The organism is Streptomyces sp. NPDC030893, from assembly GCF_055571535.1.
The window spans coordinates 73380-91662 of sequence record NZ_JBVIFC010000002.1 but is presented as its reverse complement, the minus strand read 5'-3'; the positions used below and the strand labels follow the sequence as shown (position 1 = coordinate 91662).

The following is an 18283-nucleotide window of genomic DNA, read 5'->3' as shown; positions in this document are numbered from 1 at the left end:
GGCCTGTCAGGGCCGTTGCGGGCGCGACGCGACGGCCCGCTCCACGATCGCGACCAGTTCCGAATGGTGCGCACCCTTCCAGTACGCGCGCCCGCAGTCGGAGCACTGCGCGAACACGTCGTACGTACGGTGCGTGCCACCCTTCAACTGGTCGGCGACGTCCTCCTTGCTGGCCTCGCGCAGCAGCCCGTTGCACGCCGTGCACCGGGTCCACGGCCGCAGCTCGGGGTCGAACCGGTCGAGTACGTAGGTGAGTTGCTCCTCCGGCCGGGTGCTGTACACGAACGCGCCCGACCACAGCTCCCGCCGCCGCAGCAGCCCCCGGTCGCGGCTGAGCATGACCCGCCGCTCGGCCGCCGACCGCGCGGCCAGCGCCGGATCGCCGATGTCGGTCGACTCGTAGGCCGTGTCCACGCCCAGCAGCCGCAGCCGGCGCGCGAGGGTGCCGAGGTGCACGTCGAGCAGGAACCGCAGGGGAGCGCCCGGCACCCGCTGGGGGTGGGCGTGCGGGCGCACGGTCACCGACTCGCCGGCGGCCGGGACGTGCGACACGGGCACCTCGCGGCCGTCCACGAGCAGCGCGCCGACCTCGGTCAGCGGGACACCGAGGGACTCGACGACATGGCCGAGGGTGGAGACACCGTCGGTGGCGGCCTTCATGGTGCCTGCGGGCCGCGCCTGGGGCACGAAGAGCAGCAGTTCGGGGGCGAACTCGACATGGATCTCGGGACCGTTCACCCGGCCAAGGATCTCACGGGGGCCGTCCGTCCGGCCCGTGCATTCCTGTGCCGGCGCGGGTCCGCGGCTCAGCGGCGGGGCAGGTCCGTGCAGACGGCCAGGGTGCGGTCGATCAGCTCCAGGATGTCCTCCCGGCAGTCGCCGTCGACCCAGTAGACCATCGTCTCCAGCAGGGCGCCCATCAGTCCCATGGCGTAGACCCGCACCTCGAGGTCGGTCTCGTGGCGTCCGGTGCGCTCGGCGAGGGCCCGGCACAGCAGGCGGCCTGTGACGGACATGCTCTCCATCAGCCGCGAGCGCACCTGGGGCACCTCGACCATCAGCCGGACCCGCAGGATCATCTCGTCCTGCTCGTGGGCCGGGTTGCCGGTGAGCGCCGTCGTCATCGCCTTGCGGATCGCCCGGCGCAGCGACTCCCGCACCGGTTCACCGGCCGGGCGCTCCCGCAGCAGGTCCTCCAGGAGGGGGTCGTACGCGTCCGTCAGGACGATGTCCTCCTTGGTGGGGAAGTAGCGGAAGACGGTGCTCTGCGAGACCTCGGCGCGCTCCGCGATCTGCTCGACGGTGGTGGCGTCGTACCCCTGCTCCTTGATCAGCGCGTAGGTGGCGTCCCTGATCGCCATGCGGGTCCTGATCTTCTTCCGCTCGCGCAGCCCCAGGTGCCGGGCCGCCTCGGGGAGAGGGGTTCGTGCCGTGATCATGCCGTCATTGTCCGCCATGCGGCGTACGTCCCGCGCCACGCGTCGTGCGTCGTACGCGCGCTACGCGTGCTGGTACGCCACCAGGGAGATCCCCACGTAGTGGGCGATGAAGGCGGCCAGGGTGAAGGAGTGGAACACCTCGTGGAAGCCGAACCAGCGGGGGGAGGGGTTGGGCTTCTTGATGCCGTAGATGACCCCGCCCGCGCTGTAGAGCACGCCGCCCACGATCACCAGGACGAGGACGGCGATGCCGCCGGTGCGCATGAAGTCCGGGAGGAAGAAGACCGCCGCCCAGCCCATCGCGATGTAGCAGGGCGTGTAGAGCCAGCGGGGCGCGCCGACCCAGAAGACCCGGAAGACTATGCCGGCCGCCGCCGCGGCCCAGATGCCCCACAGCAGCCACTGCCCCTTGGAGTCCGGCAGCAGCAGGATGGTCAGCGGCGTGTAGGTGCCCGCGATGATCAGGAAGATGTTGGCGTGGTCGAGGCGGCGCAGCACCCCGTCCATGCGGGGGCTCCAGTTGCCCCGGTGGTACAGCGCGCTCACGCCGAACAGGAGGCAGGCCGTCAGCGCGTAGACCCCGCAGGCCATGCGGCCCCGCGGGGAGTCGGCGAAGGCGGTGAGCACCAGCCCGGCCACCAGGGCGGCGGGGAACATACCGAGGTGCAGCCAGCCCCGGAGTTTGGGCTTGACGGGGCGCGGGAGGGACGTCGCCACCGGGCCGGGGCCGTCGGCCGGCGGATCCGCAGGGGCGTCGGGGGCGTCGGGGGCGAACGCAGTCATGTCCCGCATCGTACCTACGGAACCGTAAGTTACGGATCGCGGTATCGAATTGGATGGCTGAAGTGGCCATCATCTCATCCCACTCCGGCGGCGTGTCCGCAAAGAAATTCCCACGTCTGCCCAAGGTGAAGGTAAAGCGCCACGAAAGGCCGTGGTCAGCGTCACGTTGCTCACCTGTGCGGCCCTCTGGACAGATGGGCGCACAGGTCGGATGATCAAATGAGTGCGGTCGACACCGGATGAGCGCGCAGCGCACCACCGTGCAGCATCCGGGTCGCAGCCCCCACGGGGCCTCCAAACAAAAAACCCCTCATTTAGGAGCAAACGTGGCGCGCGACATCGCGGAACCCGGCGTCCCCACCACCCACCAGGGACTGATCTCCTGGGTCGACGAGATCGCAGAGCTGACCCAGCCGGACAGCGTGGTCTGGTGCGACGGTTCAGAGGCCGAGTACGAGCGCCTGTGCGAGGAGCTCGTGGCCAGGGGGACCTTCAGGAAACTCGACCCGATCAAGCGCCCCAACTCCTACTACGCGGCCTCCGACCCCACCGACGTGGCCCGCGTCGAGGACCGGACGTTCATCTGCTCCGAGAAGGAGGAGGACGCCGGCCCCACCAACCACTGGAAGGCCCCCGCCGAGATGCGGGAGATCTTCCAGGGCGAGAAGGGCGTCTTCCGCGGCTCGATGAAGGGCCGCACCATGTACGTCGTGCCCTTCTGCATGGGCCCCCTCGGCTCGCCGCTGTCCGCCATCGGCGTCGAGATCACCGACTCCGCGTACGTCGCCGTCGCCATGCGCACCATGACCCGTATGGGCCGGCCCGTCCTGGACGAGCTCGGCTCCGACGGCTTCTTCGTCAAGGCCGTGCACACCCTCGGCGCCCCGCTGGAGGAGGGCCAGGAGGACGTTCCGTGGCCCTGCAACAGCACCAAGTACATCTCCCACTTCCCCGAGGACCGCGAGATCTGGTCCTACGGCTCCGGCTACGGCGGCAACGCCCTCCTCGGCAAGAAGTGCTACGCGCTGCGCATCGCCTCCGTCATGGCCCGCGACGAGGGCTGGCTGGCCGAGCACATGCTCATCCTGAAGCTCACCCCGCCGCAGGGGGAGTCCAAGTACGTCGCCGCCGCCTTCCCGTCCGCCTGCGGCAAGACCAACCTCGCCATGCTGGAGCCCACGATCTCCGGCTGGACGGTCGAGACCATCGGTGACGACATCGCCTGGATGCGCTTCGGCGAGGACGGCCGCCTCTACGCCATCAACCCCGAGGCCGGCTTCTTCGGCGTCGCCCCCGGCACCGGCGAGCACACCAACGCCAACGCGATGAAGACCCTCTGGGGCAACTCGGTCTTCACCAACGTCGCCCTCACCGACGACAACGACGTCTGGTGGGAGGGCATGACGGAGGAGACCCCGGCCCACCTCACCGACTGGAAGGGCAACGACTGGACCCCCGAGTCCGGTACGCCCGCCGCGCACCCCAACGCCCGCTTCACCACCCCCGCCGGGCAGTGCCCGATCATCGCGCCGGAGTGGGAGGACCCCAAGGGCGTGCCGATCTCCGCGATCCTCTTCGGCGGGCGCCGCGCCAGCGCCGTACCGCTGGTGACGGAGTCCTTCGACTGGAACCACGGCGTCTTCCTCGGCGCCAACGTGGCCTCCGAGAAGACCGCCGCCGCCGAGGGCAAGGTCGGCGAGCTGCGCCGCGACCCGTTCGCCATGCTGCCGTTCTGCGGCTACAACATGGGCGACTACATGGCCCACTGGGTCGACGTGGGCAAGTCCGCCGCGCAGAGGGGGGACCAGTCCAAGCTGCCGAAGATCTACTACGTCAACTGGTTCCGCAAGAACGACGAGGGCACGTTCGTCTGGCCCGGCTTCGGTGAGAACTCCCGCGTCCTGAAGTGGATCGTGGAGCGCCTGGACGGCAAGGCGGAGGGCGTCGAGACCCCCATCGGCGTGCTCCCCGCCAAGGGCGCCCTGGACACCGAAGGGCTGGACCTCTCCGACGCCGACCTGGACTTCCTGCTCACCGTCGACAAGGAGGTGTGGCGCGAGGAGGCCGCTCTGGTCCCCGAGCACTTCAACACCTTCGGCGACCACACGCCCAAGGAGCTGTGGGACGAGTACCGCTCCCTCGTGGAGCGCCTGGGCTGAGGCCCGCACAGACCCCGCGGCCGGTCGGTTCTCGGTTTGAGGATGCCCTGACCAGCGATCGTCACGCCACGACCGGCCGCGGAACACACCGGCGGGGCCCCGCACAACGGCGTGCGGGGTACCGGGCCCGCCGTCGCCCCCTCCGTCCGCCCCGACGGAACCCGGCGACGGCGAACCCGCCCCCGCCCCCTTCGGCACGGCCCACCCAGAGGGCTCACGAACGTGCCGACGCATGACCGAGCGCTCCGGCCGGCATCCACCGCCGCCCGGAGCGCTCGGCCGTTGCCCGCCGGCCGGGACCCACTGGGAGAACGAGTCGGATCAGATCACGCGAAACAGGTCGGCCGCGGTCCGGACGTCCGTCAGGTCGTCGACGGCGCGGAGGTTGTCGCACAGGGACTCCAGGACCGAGCCGGACTCGGTGGCCGTCTCCGGGGTGGCGATCGCCACGCCGAACAGGCGGAAGCCGAGGCGGTGCTTGGCGTCGTTCCAGACGCGCGTCCACTGCTCCGAGACCTCGCACGCGTCGTCGGTGATCAGCACGATGTCTCCGCGTCCGCGGGAGGTGTCGTTGAACTCCTCCTCCAGCAGCTCGGCGGCCGTGCCCAGCGGGCGCTGGACGTCGGTGCCGCCGCCCAGGAAGGTCTCCGCGAAGTCGAGGACATGGGCGAGGTCGGCGGGCCGGTCGCCCGGGAAGCGGAAGACCTGGATCCTGTCGGCGGCGGAGAAGAGGATGCCGACGAAGTCCCGTCCGGCGTGGCGGGCCTGGTCGAGCAGGGCCAGCGCGCACGCCTTGGACCAGGCCTCGCGGGTGATGCCGCCCGGCCCCTCCGCGTACATGGAGTGCGAGGTGTCCACGCACGCGATGACGGCACCCCGGCCGGTGGTCTGCTCGCCCCGCGCGTCGTACAGCATCAGCTCCCCGGCGGCGTAGCGGGCGGCGAACACCGCACGCAGCTCCGGGACGCCGAGGACCGCCAGTTCGGAGGGGATGACCCGGGAGAGGTCGTCGCCGAGGGTGACGCCGACCAGTTCCCCGGTGGCGTTCTCCACCTTGCGGGCACGCTCACCGCCGGCCATCTGCCGGAAACGGCCGATCAGTTCGGCCCACCGGGCGAGCCGTCCGCCGCGCAGCCGCTCGGCCAGGCGGGCCCGCTCGTCGAACGGCAGCCGTTCCAGCTCCCCGGCGCCGACACCCCACGCCCGCATCAGCGCGGCCTCCTGCCGGACGGCCTCCGCCGCCGTCGCCGTCGCGTTCCGGGCGGCGGCACGGATGCCGGGAAGCGCCGCGGCGAGGGCCTGCGCGGCGGCACGGCCCTCCTGCCGGGCGGCCTCCTCGGCGGCTTCGGCCGCCTCGACCGCCTCGACCGCCCGGCGTACGGCTTCGGCGGCCGGGGCGGGCACCGTGCCGTCCTCGTCGGCCGCCTCGGCGGCGTGCCGCAGCGCCTGGCTCACGGCCGTCGCGGCGGTTACGGCGTCCTGCCGGGCCTCGTCCGCCTGCCCGGCCCGGTCCCGGGCGTCCCGGGAGCGCTCCAGGAGCCCGCGCAGCGCGGAGGCCTGGGCGAGTACGGCCATGGCGGCGGCGTAGGAGTCGCCCGCCGTCTCCCGGTGCAGTCCGGCGAACTCCGGTGAGTGCAGCAGGGAGGCGACGACCTGGTGGTTGACCAGGTGGGAGGGGGCCATCTCCGCGCGGTCGCGCAGCCGCGGGGCGGCCTGGTAGGCGGTCAGGAAGACGTCCGTCAGCAGGTCGGCGGTGTGTGCGTGGCGGGCGTGCAGCTCCGCCGCCAGCTCCCGCAGCCCCGCCGACCGCTCGTACACGTCCCGCCACGCGACCCGGTCGAACGGGCCCGGGACCACGGCCGCCGTGTGCCGTACGGCAGCGGCGGCGGACAGCGCCGGCCACTTCCCCGCGCCGCCCGCCGCCCCGTCCGCACCACTGCCGTACGTCTCCGTCACCGCGCCACCCTCAGAGCTGGGCCTGCACCATGCTCGCGTCCATACCGAGCGCCTCGGTGAGGACACGGGCACGGACGGCGCGCTGACGGCCGGTGACCCGGTCGATGGCGGCGGTGGAACGGCCCGCGTTCGCCGCCTCCTCGCGCAGCCGCTCCAGCCGTTTCCCCGCCGTGGCGAGCTTGTTGTGGGCGTTCTTGATGACCCAGTCGCTGAGCGCCTCCCGGGACTGCCCGGCCATGGCGTCGAGCTGCGCCTCCAACTCCTCGATGACGTCGGCGAGGTCGAGCGCCTCCTTGGCGTCCGGATTGACCAGGTGCAGCACCTCCCGCTCGACGACGGGACGTTGGGCGGGGAAGTCCCACAGCACATGCGTCAGCACCGACAGATCCGTCTCCGCCACCGCCGTACGCCCGTCCAGGAACGCGGACGCCTGGAGCAGCCCCACCGCCTGCCGCCACCGCCGGTCGGAGGCGACGAGCTCCTTGCGGCGCAGCGCGGCCCGCAGCGTCACCACCGCGTCCACGATCACGTCCGGCACCTCCACGGCCGGGACGGCCCCGGTCACCGCGTGCTGCAAGGCGGCCAGCTCCACGGTGGTCGGCGGCACGGGTGCGGCGGGGCGGCCGACGGCGGAACGCACCAGGGCGGCGAAGTTCGAGGGGTCCTCCAGATACCCGACCTCGATCCGCACCAGCAGCCGGTCGTAGATCGCGGCGGAGTCCTCCCCACTGGGAAGCTCGTTGCTCGCGGTGATCGCCCCGATCAGCGGGCAGTGGATCGGAGCGCCCCCGTTCTCGGGGTGGTAGATCCGCTCGTTGAGGTAACCCAGGGTCTCGTTGAGCGCGGCCGTGGAGCACTTGAAGATCTCGTCGATGAACGCGACGTGCGCGGTCGTCGCACGCCCGTCGTACACCTGCCGGTACTCGCCCCGGGCCAGCGCGGCGACGTCGATCGGCCCGAACATCCGCGTCGGCGCGGTGAACTTCGACAGCAGGATCTCCCAGTACGCGGCCCCCTCGATCCGGCCCGTCAGCTCCCGCGCCAGCTCCGACTTCGCCGTGCCGGGCGGCCCGAGCACCAGCGAGTGCTGCCCGGCCAGCAGTGTCACCGCCAGTGTCCGTACGACGTCCGCCCGCTCGTAGAAGCGCTCCGACAGCTCGTCGCAGATCGCGCGCAGCCGCCGGGCCGTGTCCCGCGCGTCGTCCATGTCCCCCTCCTCGCCAGTGACGCCCCGTGGGGCTCGCTGAGCCGGCCGTTCCCCCGAAAACTACGCCAGCAGCGTGCGCAGCCGCCCGGGAGGGAGCCCCGCGGCACGGCGGACGGCGCGGGTCATATGGGCGCAGCGTGTCGCGGAGCGCTGCGCGGACGTGACGGCCGTGAAGACCCTCAAGACGGCGGCAGGCGCTCAGGTGCCGGTGTGAGTGCGCCGACGACATGCCGGAGGGGCCCGGTACGGTCCCCTTGTGGATCTTTTCGACGCCGATCGGCTCCGGCTGCTGGAGGCTCCGCCGCTTCGGCTGAGCCCGGAGGACCGGCGCGCCATGGACGCCGCCTGGGATGCGGCCGTCCGGGCCAACCCCGCCCTGTTCGACGGGCCGGTGGCCGGGTGCACGGGCCTGGCGCACGACCCGCGCGACGGCCTCGTCCTGACCTGGGTCCGGGCCACGTACCGCTACTACGTCCTGCGCAGGCTGCCCGGCGCGACCGTACGGCTGCCGTCCCTGTTCGTGTCGGTCGCGCAGCCGGCGGACGACGGGCGGCTGCTGGTCGGCCGGATGGCGTCCTGGGCCACCTCACCCGGCCGCTGGCAGCTCCCCGGCGGCTCGGTCGAACCCCCGAGGGACGGCGACCCCCTCGACCCGACCGCCCTGCGCCACCAAGCCGCCCGGGAACTGGCCGAGGAGACCGGCATCGGCACGCCCGCCGACGAGCTCACCCCCTGGCAGGTCACCCGGGGCGCCAACGGCAGCGTCGGCGTCCTGTTCCAGGCCCCGCCCCGCCCCGCCGCCTGGCTGTACGAACGCCACGCGATCCGCTCGGCCGCCGAGCGCGCCCTCGGCCGCACCCCCGAATTCGACCGGCTCGCCCTCGTCCCCTCCCCGGCCGAGCTGGCGGCCCTCACCGGCCCGCACGTGTCCTATCTGGCCCCGGTCCTGCGCCGTCACTCCCGCTCGTGGTCGGAGAGTCCGGGCCGGCGGAGTCTCCAGTGACGTTCTGGGCGTCGGGTGCGCAGAGAGAATCATGAGCGTCGTGGAATTGTTCCCCCGGGCCGACGACCGACCGCGAGGACGTGGCTGAGTGTTCCGCGCATCCCTGCGTTCCTGGCTGATCCTCGCCGTGCCCGTCGTGGGTCTGCTGGTGCTGACGTATTCCGCCACGACGTCCGAGCCGCGCGCGTCCGCGGACTGGCAGGCCGCTGCCGAACCCCTGCGGGACAGCTCGCTCCCCGTCGGCGGCACGGCCCAGTTGTCGAAGTGCGGGGTGGACGACTGGCCGCGGCCGGAACCACAGGGGAAGGGCGAGCAGGGCAAGGCCCCGAGTCTGGTGCTCACGAGCTGGGGATTCCACGACCCGGGGCCGAAGAAGCCGGGTGAGCCCCGCGTCACCGTCCACGCGGTCATCCGCACGGGCGAACGCCCCCTGCTGCTCGAAGCACCGCCGGCCAAGGGCCGGGTCACGCTCGACATCCACGGCCCCCACGGTGAGGGTGTCCGCGCTTCCGCCCGCGGTCTCACGGCGACCGTCGTGGACGGCGGTTACCTGGGCAAGCCGGTGGAGGTCCCGGCGTCCGGCAGTTTCCGTGTGGATCCGGGCAAGGAGTTGCTGCTGGAAGTGGAGCTGCCCGCCGAGGCCGTGTGTCCTGGCCACAGCCTGGTCGACGTCATCAACTGCTCGCCCGAGCACACCAATGACGCGGCGGACTGCCCGGTGCTGACCCTCACCCTCGCCGACCCGGCGGTCCGCGCGTACCGCGCCGGGACGACGGCGGGCGACAGCGCCGCCCGCTCCTTCAGCGACCGGCTCGTCGCGGTCTCCATGGAGGTGGAGGCCTCGCAGGTGTGAGCCACTGTTCAGCCTGACATGGGGCGGCGCGGAGCGATGAGTTCGGGCGGTGGGCGGAGTCTGCCGTGGCATGACTGGAACCATCACCACCGTCCACGCCAATGGGGTCGCCCTCGGCACCGAGTCGTTCGGTGACGAGGACGCGCCGCTCGTCCTGCTCGTGGGCGGGACGACCATGCTCTCCTGGCCCGACGCACTCTGCGAGCGCCTCGCCGCCGGCGGGCGCCGTGCGGTGCGCTACGACCTGCGCGACAGCGGGGAGTCGACGACGGCCGATCCGGACGCGCCCGCCTACACCCTGCGCGACCTCGCCGCCGACGCGGCGGCCCTCGCGGGCGCGCTCGGCGGCGGGCCCGCGCACCTCGCGGGGATCGGCGTCGGCGGGATGGTCGCCCAGGTGGCCGCGCTCGATCATCCGGGCGCGTTCTCGGCGCTCACGCTGGTCGGGACCCGCGCGGTCGCGCCCGGGCCGCCCGACGACGACCTCCCCGACCACGACCGGGCCACGATGGGCCGGTTGTTCGCGCACGCGATGCCCGACTGGAGCGACCGCGAGGCGGTCGCGGACTTCGCCGCCGCCGGGGCGGAACTCCTCGGCGACGATCCCCTCGCCGCGCGAGACGTCGCCGCGCGCATCTGGGACCGCACGCCCAGTACCGCGCCGCCGGTCCAGATGGCCAACCACCTGGGCATGGTGTTCTCCAGGCTGGACTGCACGCCCCGCTGGCGCGAGCGCCTGCCCGGGATCAAGGTCCCCACGCTCGTGGTCCACGGCCGCCGCGACCCGTTCTTCCCCGTCGGCAACGGCGAGGCGATCGCACGCGAGATCCCCGGAGCACGGCTGCTCGTCCTGGAGGACGCCGCCACCGCGATCCCGGACGCGGCGGTCGGCGAGATCACCGAGGCGATGCTCACGCTCGGATACCCGCTCGGACAGAGGACGTGAGAAGGCGCCCGGTCCGCGCGTCGCTGCGGGTGCGCGCGGACCGGGGCCGTCGGGGGAGCCCGAAGGGCTCAGTGGGACGCGAGGGTGCGCGGGTGTTCGGCCGCGGCGTGGGCGTCCATTCGTTCGGCGGCGAGGATCGCCACCGCCGTGTCGGCGCGGGATGCGGCGACGACCAGGGCGCGGCCCGCGAGGGCGTGGGCGCGCCGGTGCAGGGCCGCCGCGTTCGGCTCGCGGCCCGTGGTCCTCGCCGGCACGCGGGCCGGCATACGTCCTCCCCGCAGGCGGGATACCTGCTCGGTGAGCCGCTCGGCCGCGGTGTCCAGATCGGCCGAGGGTGCCGCCGTGCGCAGCTCGTCGGTGACGGCGAGCAGCGTGGCGAGATGGCCCGCGAGCTGGATGTCCAGCTCCTCCTCGCGGGAACGGTGGGGGAAGTCGTGGGGGGTGCCGGCCATCGTGCTGTGCACCGACTTGTCACGGATCGGTTCGTACATGGATGGCCTCCTGGGTGCTGAACAGGAAACCATCCTAGCTTAGATACTGTCTAAAGTTGAGCCGTTCACAAGATCGGACGTTCCTCACTCCTTGTCAGGGCTGGCCGTACCCGTCCAGGAAGCGGCCGATACGGCCCATCGCGTCCCGCAGATCGGTCGCCGACGGCAGGGTGACGATGCGGAAGTGGTCCGGTTCCGGCCAGTTGAAGCCGGTGCCCTGGACGACCATGATCTTCTCGCGGCGGAGCAGGTCCAGGACCATCCGCCGGTCGTCCTTGATCTTGAAGACGTCGGGGTCGAGGCGGGGGAAGAGGTACAGCGCCCCCTTCGGCTTCACACAGCTCACCCCCGGGATCTGGGTCAGCAGCTCGTACGCCACGTCCCGCTGCTCGCGCAGCCGGCCGCCCGGCAGGACCAGCTCGTTGATCGTCTGGCGTCCGCTGAGCGCGGCGACCACGCCGTGCTGGCCCGGCATGTTCGCGCACAGGCGCATGTTCGCCAGGACCGTCAGGCCCTCGATGTAGGAGTCGGCGTGGGCGCGCGGACCGGAGATCGACATCCAGCCCACCCGGTAGCCGGCCACCCGGTACGCCTTCGACATGCCGTTGAAGGTGAGGGTGAGCAGGTCGGGGGCGACGGAGGCGGTCGGGATGTGCCGCGCGTCGTCGTAGAGGATCTTGTCGTAGATCTCGTCCGAGCAGACCAGCAGGTTGTGGCGGCGGGCGATGTCGGTCAGTCCCTTGAGGACCGCCTCGTCGTAGACCGCGCCGGTGGGGTTGTTCGGGTTGATGATGACGATGGCCTTGGTGCGGTCGGTGACCTTGCGCTCCACGTCGGCGAGGTCCGGCATCCAGTCGGACTGCTCGTCGCAGCGGTAGTGCACCGCCGTGCCCCCGGAGAGCGAGACGGCCGCCGTCCACAGCGGGTAGTCGGGCGCGGGGACGAGCACCTCGTCGCCGTCGTCCAGCAGGCCCTGCATCGCCATCACGATCAGCTCGGACACGCCGTTGCCGATGAAGACGTGCTCGACGTCCGTCTCGATGCCGAGGGTCTGGTTGTGCATGACGACCGCCCGGCGCGCGGCGAGCAGGCCCTTCGCGTCGCCGTAGCCGTGGGCCGTCGACACGTTGCGGAGGATGTCCTCCAGGATCTCGGGCGGGCACTCGAAGCCGAACGCCGCCGGGTTGCCGGTGTTCAGCTTGAGGATGCGGTGACCGGCCGCTTCCAGCCGCATCGCCTCCTCGAGCACCGGGCCCCGGATCTCGTAACAGACGTTGGCGAGCTTGGTCGACTGGATCACCTGCATGCTGGGAGCTTACGGCCCGTTATGGCCCTTCGGGCCGTGTTTTCCGCCACGTGGGACGCGTCGGTTCGGGTGGTTATGTCGCCGAGGGGGCCGTGCGGGGGGTCCGCCTCCATCGGCTCCTCACCGAGCCTCCCCGGGCCGGGCGCCTCTTCCGGCACGATTCCGGGCGACCCTGAGTGCCTCGCCGTGCGCCGTCGCCGGTTACCGGTCGAAAACACGTCCTTGCCCCTCGCCGCCGACTTGTTGACAATGCTCATGACAACTTCATGGGCGGCCGGAGGACGTCCGGCCGTCCGTCGCCGCCATGAGGGGACCCCCATGAGAAAACCTCTCGTCGTCGCGCTCTCGGCCCTGGCCCTCGCCGGGGCGGGCGTGACTCCCGCGGTCGCCGCCGCGCCTTCCCCCACGGGCGCGGACCCGGCCACGGGCGCGGTCCCGGCCGCGTCGTCGACGGACCTCCTCGACGACACGGTCGGGGCCGCGGCGGACCTCCTGTCCGCACTCACCGCGCCGAAGGCCGGCGCGGTGGACTTCGCCGGCACCGTCTCGCTCAGCAACTGCTCCGGCTCCGTCGTCCGCATGCCCGGCTCGGCGGCCGACGACCCGGCGCTCGTGCTCACCAACGGGCACTGCCTGGAGAGCGGCTTCCCCGCGCCCGGCCAGGTCCTCGTCGACCGCGCCTCCAGCCGGAGCTTCGGCCTGCTGAACTCCTCCGGCTCGCGGGTGGCCACCCTGCGCGCCGACCGGCTGCTCTACGCGACCATGACCGACACGGACGCCGCGATCTACCGGCTCGGCACGACCTACGCGCGGATCAAGAGCGCGTACGGCATCGACCCGCTGACCCTGAGCGACACCCGTCCGGCGGCCGGTACGGCCATCAGCGTGGTCTCCGGCTACTGGAAACGGATCTACGACTGCTCGATCGACGGGTTCGCGTACCGCATGAAGGAGGGCGACTGGACCTGGAAGGACTCGGTCCGTTACACCCCCGCCTGCGACACCATCGGCGGCACCTCGGGCTCACCGGTCGTGGACAGCGCCACCGGCCGGGTCGTCGCCGTCAACAACACCGGCAACGAGGACGGCGAGCGCTGCACGGTCAACAACCCGTGCGAGGTCGACGAGAACGGCACCGTCACGGTCCGCCGGGGCATCAACTACGCCCAGCAGACCCACCTGTTCCCCGCCTGCTTCGGCGCGGACAACAGGCTGGAGCTGAACGCGAGCGGCTGCGCGCTGCCCAGGCCGTAGGTCCTGGGAAGGCCGGGTGGTCAGCGGGGAGTCCCGCGGACCGCCCGGCCCGCCAGCACGTCCGTGCGCCGCCCGTCCTCGATGACGAACCGCCCGTCGACCAGCACGTACGGGATGCCGGTCGGCAGCGTCCGCGGCTCGGCGAAGGTCGAGCCCGCCGCCACCGTCGCCGGGTCGAACAGCACCAGGTCCGCCTTGTACCCCTCGCGGACCAGGCCCCGGTCCGGCAGCCGCATCCGCGCCGCCGGGCGCGCGGTCAGGTGCGCGACGCACTCCTCCAGCGTCAGCACCCCCGACTCCCGCACGTAGTGCCCGAGATAGTGCGGGAACGTCCCGTACGCGCGCGGGTGCGGCTTCGCGCCCTGGAGGATGCCGTCCGAGCCGCCGGTGTGCACCCGGTGCCGCATGATCGCCCGCACGTTCTCCTCGTGTCCGACGTGCTGGAGGATCGTCGGGGCCAGCCTGTCCTTCAGCAGCAGCTCCCGCGCGACCACCCAGGGCGACTCGCCGCGCTCCCGCGCCGACTCCAGGACCGTACGGCCCACGTACTCGCCCAGCGCCGGGTCGCCGACCCCCGAGATCTCGATGGTCTCCCACTCCACGGGCACCCCGTGGCAGCCGTCCGAGCCGGTGACCTCCAGCTGGTGCCGGATCCGCTCGGCGGTCTCCTCGTCCGCGAGCCGCCGCAGTGTCTCCTCCGGGCCGCCCTCGCTCGCCCAGCCCGGCAGCAGCGCCACGAGGGTGGTGCAGCCGGGGGTGTAGGGGTAGGTGTCGAGGGTGATGTCGGCGCCGGCGTCGAGTGCGTCGTCCAGGAGGGCCAGCAGCTCGGGCGCGCGACCCTCGTTCACCCCGAAGTTCATGGTGGCGTGCGCCAGGTGCAGCGGGCAGTCCGCCTCCCGCGCCAGCGCCACCATCTCCGCGTACGCCTCCAGCGCGCCCGCGCCGTAGGAACGGTGGTGCGGGCAGTAGTAGCCGCCGTACGAGGCCACCACCCGGCACAGCTCGGTCAGTTCGGCGCCCCTGGCGTACATGCCGGGCGTGTACGTCAGCCCCGACGACATGCCGACCGCGCCCTGTTCCATGCCCTCGGCGACCAACTGCCGCATCCGGCACAGCTCTTCGGGCGTGGCCTCCCGGTCCTCCCAGCCGACCGCCAGCGCGCGGACCGTGCCCTGCGGGATCAGGTACGCGGCGTTGACCGCGATGCCCCGGTCGAGCCGGTCCAGGTACTCGCCGACCGACCGCCAGTCGAAGTCGACGTCGTCGCCCGGCCCGTTCCACCCGGCGATCGCCCGGCGCACCTCGCCCAGCGTCCGGTCGTCGACCGGCGCGTACGACAGCCCGTCCTGGCCGAGCACTTCGAGGGTGACGCCCTGCGCGGCCTTGGCGCTGTGGTCGGGGTCGCGCAGCAGGGCCAGATCGCTGTGGGCGTGCATGTCGATGAAGCCGGGGGCCAGCACCAGCCCCTCGGCGTCCAGTTCACGGCGGGCCTTCGGGCGCTGGCAGCCCGCGTCCGCCGCCTCCTTCACGATGGAGACGATGCGACCGCGGTCCACGACCACGTCCGCGCGGTACGAGTAGTCGCCGGAGCCGTCCACGACGTCCGCGTCCCGGATGACGAGCTCTTCCATGCGCCGGCCTCCTAGAAGAACGTACGGATGTAGTCGACCACCGTCCCGTCCGCCTCCGCCACGGGGATGAGCACCCACTTGTCGAACGACGTGCACGGGTGGGACAGCCCGAGTCCCACCCAGTCTCCCACCTCCAGCTCGGCCTCCCCGGTGGTGCGCAGCCACGCGTGCTGGTCGGACAGCCCGGTCACCGAGATCCCGGTGGCCGGTCGCTCACCGCCGTCCCGGCGCACCACCTGGGCGAACGGCAGGTCGAGGTCGTAGGCCGCGTCCCGCTTGCCCGCGTTGGTGAACGCCTGCTCGGAGGAGGGGCGGGACACCACCTGCGTCCACAGCCGGAACGCCGGCTCCAGCGCGCCCTCCTCCGGGACCCGGTTGAAGGGGGTCAGCTCGCGGTAGTGGCCGTCGTCGTGCGAGACGTACGCGCCCGAGCGCAGCAACGTGAGGACGGGGGAGGAGAGTTCGGGGATGCCGGCGAAGACGTCCGCCACCGCGTCGAACCAGGCGCTGCCGCCCGCGCTCACCACGATCTCGTCGAGCCCCGCGAACCGGCCCGCCGTGTCGAAGTCCACGGCGAGGGAGACCAGCCGCCGCAGCCAGGCCCGCACCCGCTCCGGATCGGCCTGCGGCACCTCGCCCTCGTACCCGGCGACCCCCACCAGCCGCAGCGACCGCGCGCCCGCCACGGCATCGGCGACGGCTGCGCACTCCGCCTCCGTCCGCACACCGGTGCGGGCCCCCTCTCCGGCGGCGAGCTCGACGACCACGTCCAGGGGGCGGGAGACGCCGGCGAGCGCCGCGTCCATCAGCTCCACCCCGCGCACCGAGTCGACGTAACAGATGAGACGGAAGGCGGGGTCGGCGTCCAGCTCGCCCGCGATCCACTTCAGGGCCGCCGCGTCCACCAGCTCATTGGCGAGGAACACCCGCTGGATCCCGTACGCCCGCGCCACCCGCACCTGATGCGGGACCGCGAGGGTGATGCCCCAGGCCCCGTGCTCGATCTGGCGCCGGAAGAGCTGCGGGGCCATGGACGTCTTGCCGTGCGGGGCGAAGGCGAGCCCGTGCCGGGCGGCGTAGGTCTCCATCAGCTTCAGGTTGTGCTCCAGGCGCTCGGCGGAGAGCGCGAGCACGGGCGTGGTGAAGCCGTCGGTGAACAGGTTGCGCCGCTGGGCGGCCAGCTCACCGACGGTCAGGCCCTCGGCGTCCGGCGGGAGGCCCTTGAAGCGGTGGTCGACCCGTTCCTCGGTGAGACGGGTGAATGCGTCGAGGGCCATCCGAGCCTCCCTGATCGGCTGTGTTGCATGTGGTGCAACATGCGTTGCGTATATCGCTTATCGCTGTCTAACATCTCGGCCACGCGGGGTCAACGGACACCGCCTCCCCCGCGGCAGACGAGGAGCCCCGCCATCGTGACCGGCACCGGAACCGGCAACGCCCCCGCCGTCGTGGACGTCGTCGCGCTCGGCGAGTCCATGGTGACGTTCCTGCCCTCCCGGCCGGGCCGCCTCGCCGACGTGCCCTCCTTCGACCGGGGGATCGGGGGAGCGGAGTCCAACGTGGCGTGCGTGCTCGCGGCGGCGGGGCACTCCGTGCGGTGGGTCAGCAGGGTGGGCGCCGACGGCTTCGGCGACCATCTCGTCGAGACCATCGGCGGCTACGGGGTCGACGTGGCGTACGTCGACCGCGATCCGGCCCGCCCGACCGGCGTCTACTTCCGCACGGCGGGCGACCGGTCGACCGACGCCCACGAGGTCGCGTACTACCGGGCGGGTTCGGCGGCGTCCGTGATGGCGCCGGCCGGCGTGGACCTGGACGCGGTGCGCGCCGGACGCGTCCTGCACCTGTCCGGCATCACGGCGGCGCTCTCCGCCGACTGCCTGGCCCTCCTGCGGGAGCTGACCGCCCCCCACCCCGCCCGCCCCCTGATCTCCTTCGACATCAACCACCGCCCGGCGCTGTGGCGCGACGGTCACGGCCCGGAGGTGCTGCTGGACGTGGCGCGCGGTGCCGACATCGTCTTCGTCGGCGCCGACGAGGCGCGCGAGGCGTGGGGGCTGCACGGTGCACGTGCGGTACGGGAGGCGCTGCCCGAACCGGAGATTCTCGTCGTCAAGCAGGGCAAGGGCGGAGCGGTCGCCTTCGACAAGGACACCGACGCCCTCCCGTGCGACGACGCGTCCGGCACCGCGACCTTCGTGCGCGCCCTGAACGTCGACGTCGTCGCCGCCGTCGGTGCGGGCGACGCCTTCGCCGCGGGCTTCCTTTCAGCGACCCTCCGCGACCTTCCCCTCCGGGACCGTCTGAGACACGGCCACCTCACGGCGGCGGCCGCCCTCACCGCCCCCGGCGACCTCGCCCCGCCCCCCGCCCGCGCCCACGCCGACCGCCTCGCCGCCCTGGACGACACCGCGTGGGGGAGACTGCGACTCGGCCCCGGCTGGACCCGAGCCGAAGAACACCCGGGGCCCGAGAAGGAGGCACGCACCCCATGAGCCAGACCGTAGACCGCGCCCTGAGCATCCTCCCGCTGCTCGCGGAGGGCCCCGCCGACCTCGGCCGGGTCGCCGACCGCCTCGGCGTGCACAAGTCCACGGCCCTCCGCCTCCTGCGCACGCTCCACGAGCACGGCATGGTCTACCGCCAGTCCGACCAGCGCTACCGCCTCGGCGCCCGCCTCTTCGCCCTCGCGCAGGAGGCCATGGAGAACCTCGACGTCCGCGAGATCGCCCACGCCCACCTCGTACGCCTCAACGAGACCTGCGGACACACCGTCCACCTCGCCGTGCACGAGGAGAACGAGGTCCTCTACATCGACAAGGTGGAGAGCCGCTACCCGGTCCGCATGTACTCCCGTATCGGCAAGCCCGTGGCGATCACCGTCGCCGCCGTCGCCAAACTCCTCCTCGCCGACCTGCCCGAGCCCGAGCGCCGAGCCCTCGCGGAGAGGCTCGACTACCCCATGTACACGTCCCGTTCGACACCCGACGCCCCCGCGTTCCTCCAGGAACTGGCCAAGGTGCGCGAACAGGGCTGGGCCACCGACCTCGGCGGCCACGAGGAGTCCATCAACTGCGTCGCCGCGCCGATCCGCGGCGCCGACGGCCGGGTGGTCGCCGCGATGTCGGTGTCCGCGCCGAACGTCGTCGTCACCGCCGAGGAACTCCTCACCCTGCTCCCGCTGGTGCGCCGTACGGCGGACGCGATCAGCGGCGAGTATTCCGGCCGTACCCCGGCAGAACTCCCGTAAAGGAA

General features: G+C 72.4%; 16 protein-coding genes. 7 read left to right on the top strand and 9 right to left on the bottom strand.

What is annotated here, in order from left to right; all coding sequences use genetic code 11:
• Positions 1–6: 6 nt before the first annotated feature.
• The 3 genes from ACZ434_RS05125 to trhA all read right to left on the bottom strand — a co-directional run bounded on the left by ACZ434_RS05125 (position 7) and on the right by trhA (position 2222).
• Positions 7–738: a Mut7-C RNAse domain-containing protein gene (locus tag ACZ434_RS05125; RefSeq protein ID WP_468451983.1), complete on the bottom strand. Its 732-nt coding sequence runs from the start codon at positions 736–738 to the stop codon at positions 7–9.
• Between the two features lie 68 nt (positions 739–806).
• The gene (locus ACZ434_RS05120) at positions 807–1439 is read right to left on the bottom strand and encodes a TetR/AcrR family transcriptional regulator (protein WP_468451981.1); all 633 of its coding nucleotides are present in this window, start codon (positions 1437–1439) and stop codon (positions 807–809) included.
• A gap of 60 nt (positions 1440–1499) precedes the next feature.
• Positions 1500–2222, bottom strand: a complete 723-nt coding sequence (trhA, locus tag ACZ434_RS05115; RefSeq protein ID WP_468451979.1) for a PAQR family membrane homeostasis protein TrhA — start codon at positions 2220–2222, stop codon at positions 1500–1502.
• A 326-nt stretch (positions 2223–2548) separates the two neighbouring features.
• On the opposite strand from trhA, the gene ACZ434_RS05110 reads away from it, so the two are divergent.
• Positions 2549–4381, top strand: coding sequence for a phosphoenolpyruvate carboxykinase (GTP) (locus ACZ434_RS05110; protein WP_468451977.1), 1833 nt, complete (start codon positions 2549–2551; stop codon positions 4379–4381).
• A 321-nt stretch (positions 4382–4702) separates the two neighbouring features.
• On the opposite strand, the gene ACZ434_RS05105 is transcribed toward ACZ434_RS05110, so the two are convergent.
• On the bottom strand, positions 4703–6337 hold the full coding sequence (locus ACZ434_RS05105; protein ID WP_468451975.1) for a VWA domain-containing protein: 1635 nt from the start codon (positions 6335–6337) through the stop codon (positions 4703–4705).
• A gap of 10 nt (positions 6338–6347) precedes the next feature.
• Positions 6348–7544, bottom strand: a complete 1197-nt coding sequence (locus tag ACZ434_RS05100) for an AAA family ATPase (protein ID WP_468451973.1) — start codon at positions 7542–7544, stop codon at positions 6348–6350.
• A gap of 256 nt (positions 7545–7800) precedes the next feature.
• Here ACZ434_RS05100 and ACZ434_RS05095 point away from each other — a divergent pair, with 256 nt between their 5' ends.
• The 3 genes from ACZ434_RS05095 (at position 7801) to ACZ434_RS05085 (ending at position 10346) form a co-directional block, all read left to right on the top strand.
• Positions 7801–8547 carry an NUDIX hydrolase gene (locus ACZ434_RS05095; RefSeq protein WP_468451971.1) on the top strand — a complete coding sequence of 249 codons (747 nt, stop codon included), beginning with the start codon at positions 7801–7803 and terminating at the stop codon, positions 8545–8547.
• 88 nt (positions 8548–8635) lie between these two features.
• Positions 8636–9400 (top strand): hypothetical protein, encoded by a 765-nt coding sequence (locus ACZ434_RS05090; RefSeq protein WP_468451969.1) that lies wholly within the window; start codon positions 8636–8638, stop codon positions 9398–9400.
• A gap of 82 nt (positions 9401–9482) precedes the next feature.
• Positions 9483–10346: an alpha/beta fold hydrolase gene (locus tag ACZ434_RS05085; RefSeq protein ID WP_468452891.1), complete on the top strand. Its 864-nt coding sequence runs from the start codon at positions 9483–9485 to the stop codon at positions 10344–10346.
• 68 nt (positions 10347–10414) lie between these two features.
• Here ACZ434_RS05085 and ACZ434_RS05080 read toward each other — a convergent pair whose 3' ends face one another.
• Together ACZ434_RS05080 and ACZ434_RS05075 are read right to left on the bottom strand one after the other, a co-directional pair.
• Positions 10415–10837, bottom strand: a complete 423-nt coding sequence (locus tag ACZ434_RS05080) for an SCO4983 family protein (protein WP_468451967.1) — start codon at positions 10835–10837, stop codon at positions 10415–10417.
• Between the two features lie 94 nt (positions 10838–10931).
• Positions 10932–12143 carry a pyridoxal phosphate-dependent aminotransferase gene (locus tag ACZ434_RS05075; RefSeq protein ID WP_468451965.1) on the bottom strand — a complete coding sequence of 404 codons (1212 nt, stop codon included), beginning with the start codon at positions 12141–12143 and terminating at the stop codon, positions 10932–10934.
• A 318-nt stretch (positions 12144–12461) separates the two neighbouring features.
• On the opposite strand from ACZ434_RS05075, the gene ACZ434_RS05070 reads away from it, so the two are divergent.
• The gene (locus ACZ434_RS05070) at positions 12462–13397 is read left to right on the top strand and encodes a S1 family peptidase (RefSeq protein ID WP_468451963.1); all 936 of its coding nucleotides are present in this window, start codon (positions 12462–12464) and stop codon (positions 13395–13397) included.
• A 20-nt stretch (positions 13398–13417) separates the two neighbouring features.
• Here the strand turns inward: ACZ434_RS05070 and ACZ434_RS05065 are convergent, their stop codons facing one another.
• Positions 13418–15028: an N-acyl-D-amino-acid deacylase family protein gene (locus tag ACZ434_RS05065; RefSeq protein WP_468451961.1), complete on the bottom strand. Its 1611-nt coding sequence runs from the start codon at positions 15026–15028 to the stop codon at positions 13418–13420.
• Positions 15029–15039: 11 nt separating this feature from the next.
• A complete protein-coding gene (locus ACZ434_RS05060) occupies positions 15040–16305 on the bottom strand; it encodes an amino acid deaminase (protein ID WP_468451959.1) in 1266 nt (421 codons plus the stop codon).
• Positions 16306–16440: 135 nt separating this feature from the next.
• On the opposite strand from ACZ434_RS05060, the gene ACZ434_RS05055 reads away from it, so the two are divergent.
• Positions 16441–17523: a sugar kinase gene (locus tag ACZ434_RS05055; RefSeq protein ID WP_468451957.1), complete on the top strand. Its 1083-nt coding sequence runs from the start codon at positions 16441–16443 to the stop codon at positions 17521–17523.
• Positions 17520–18278 (top strand): IclR family transcriptional regulator, encoded by a 759-nt coding sequence (locus ACZ434_RS05050; RefSeq protein ID WP_468451955.1) that lies wholly within the window; start codon positions 17520–17522, stop codon positions 18276–18278. The genes ACZ434_RS05055 and ACZ434_RS05050 overlap by 4 nt, the downstream gene beginning before the upstream one ends.
• The last annotated feature ends 5 nt before the right edge of the window (positions 18279–18283 follow it).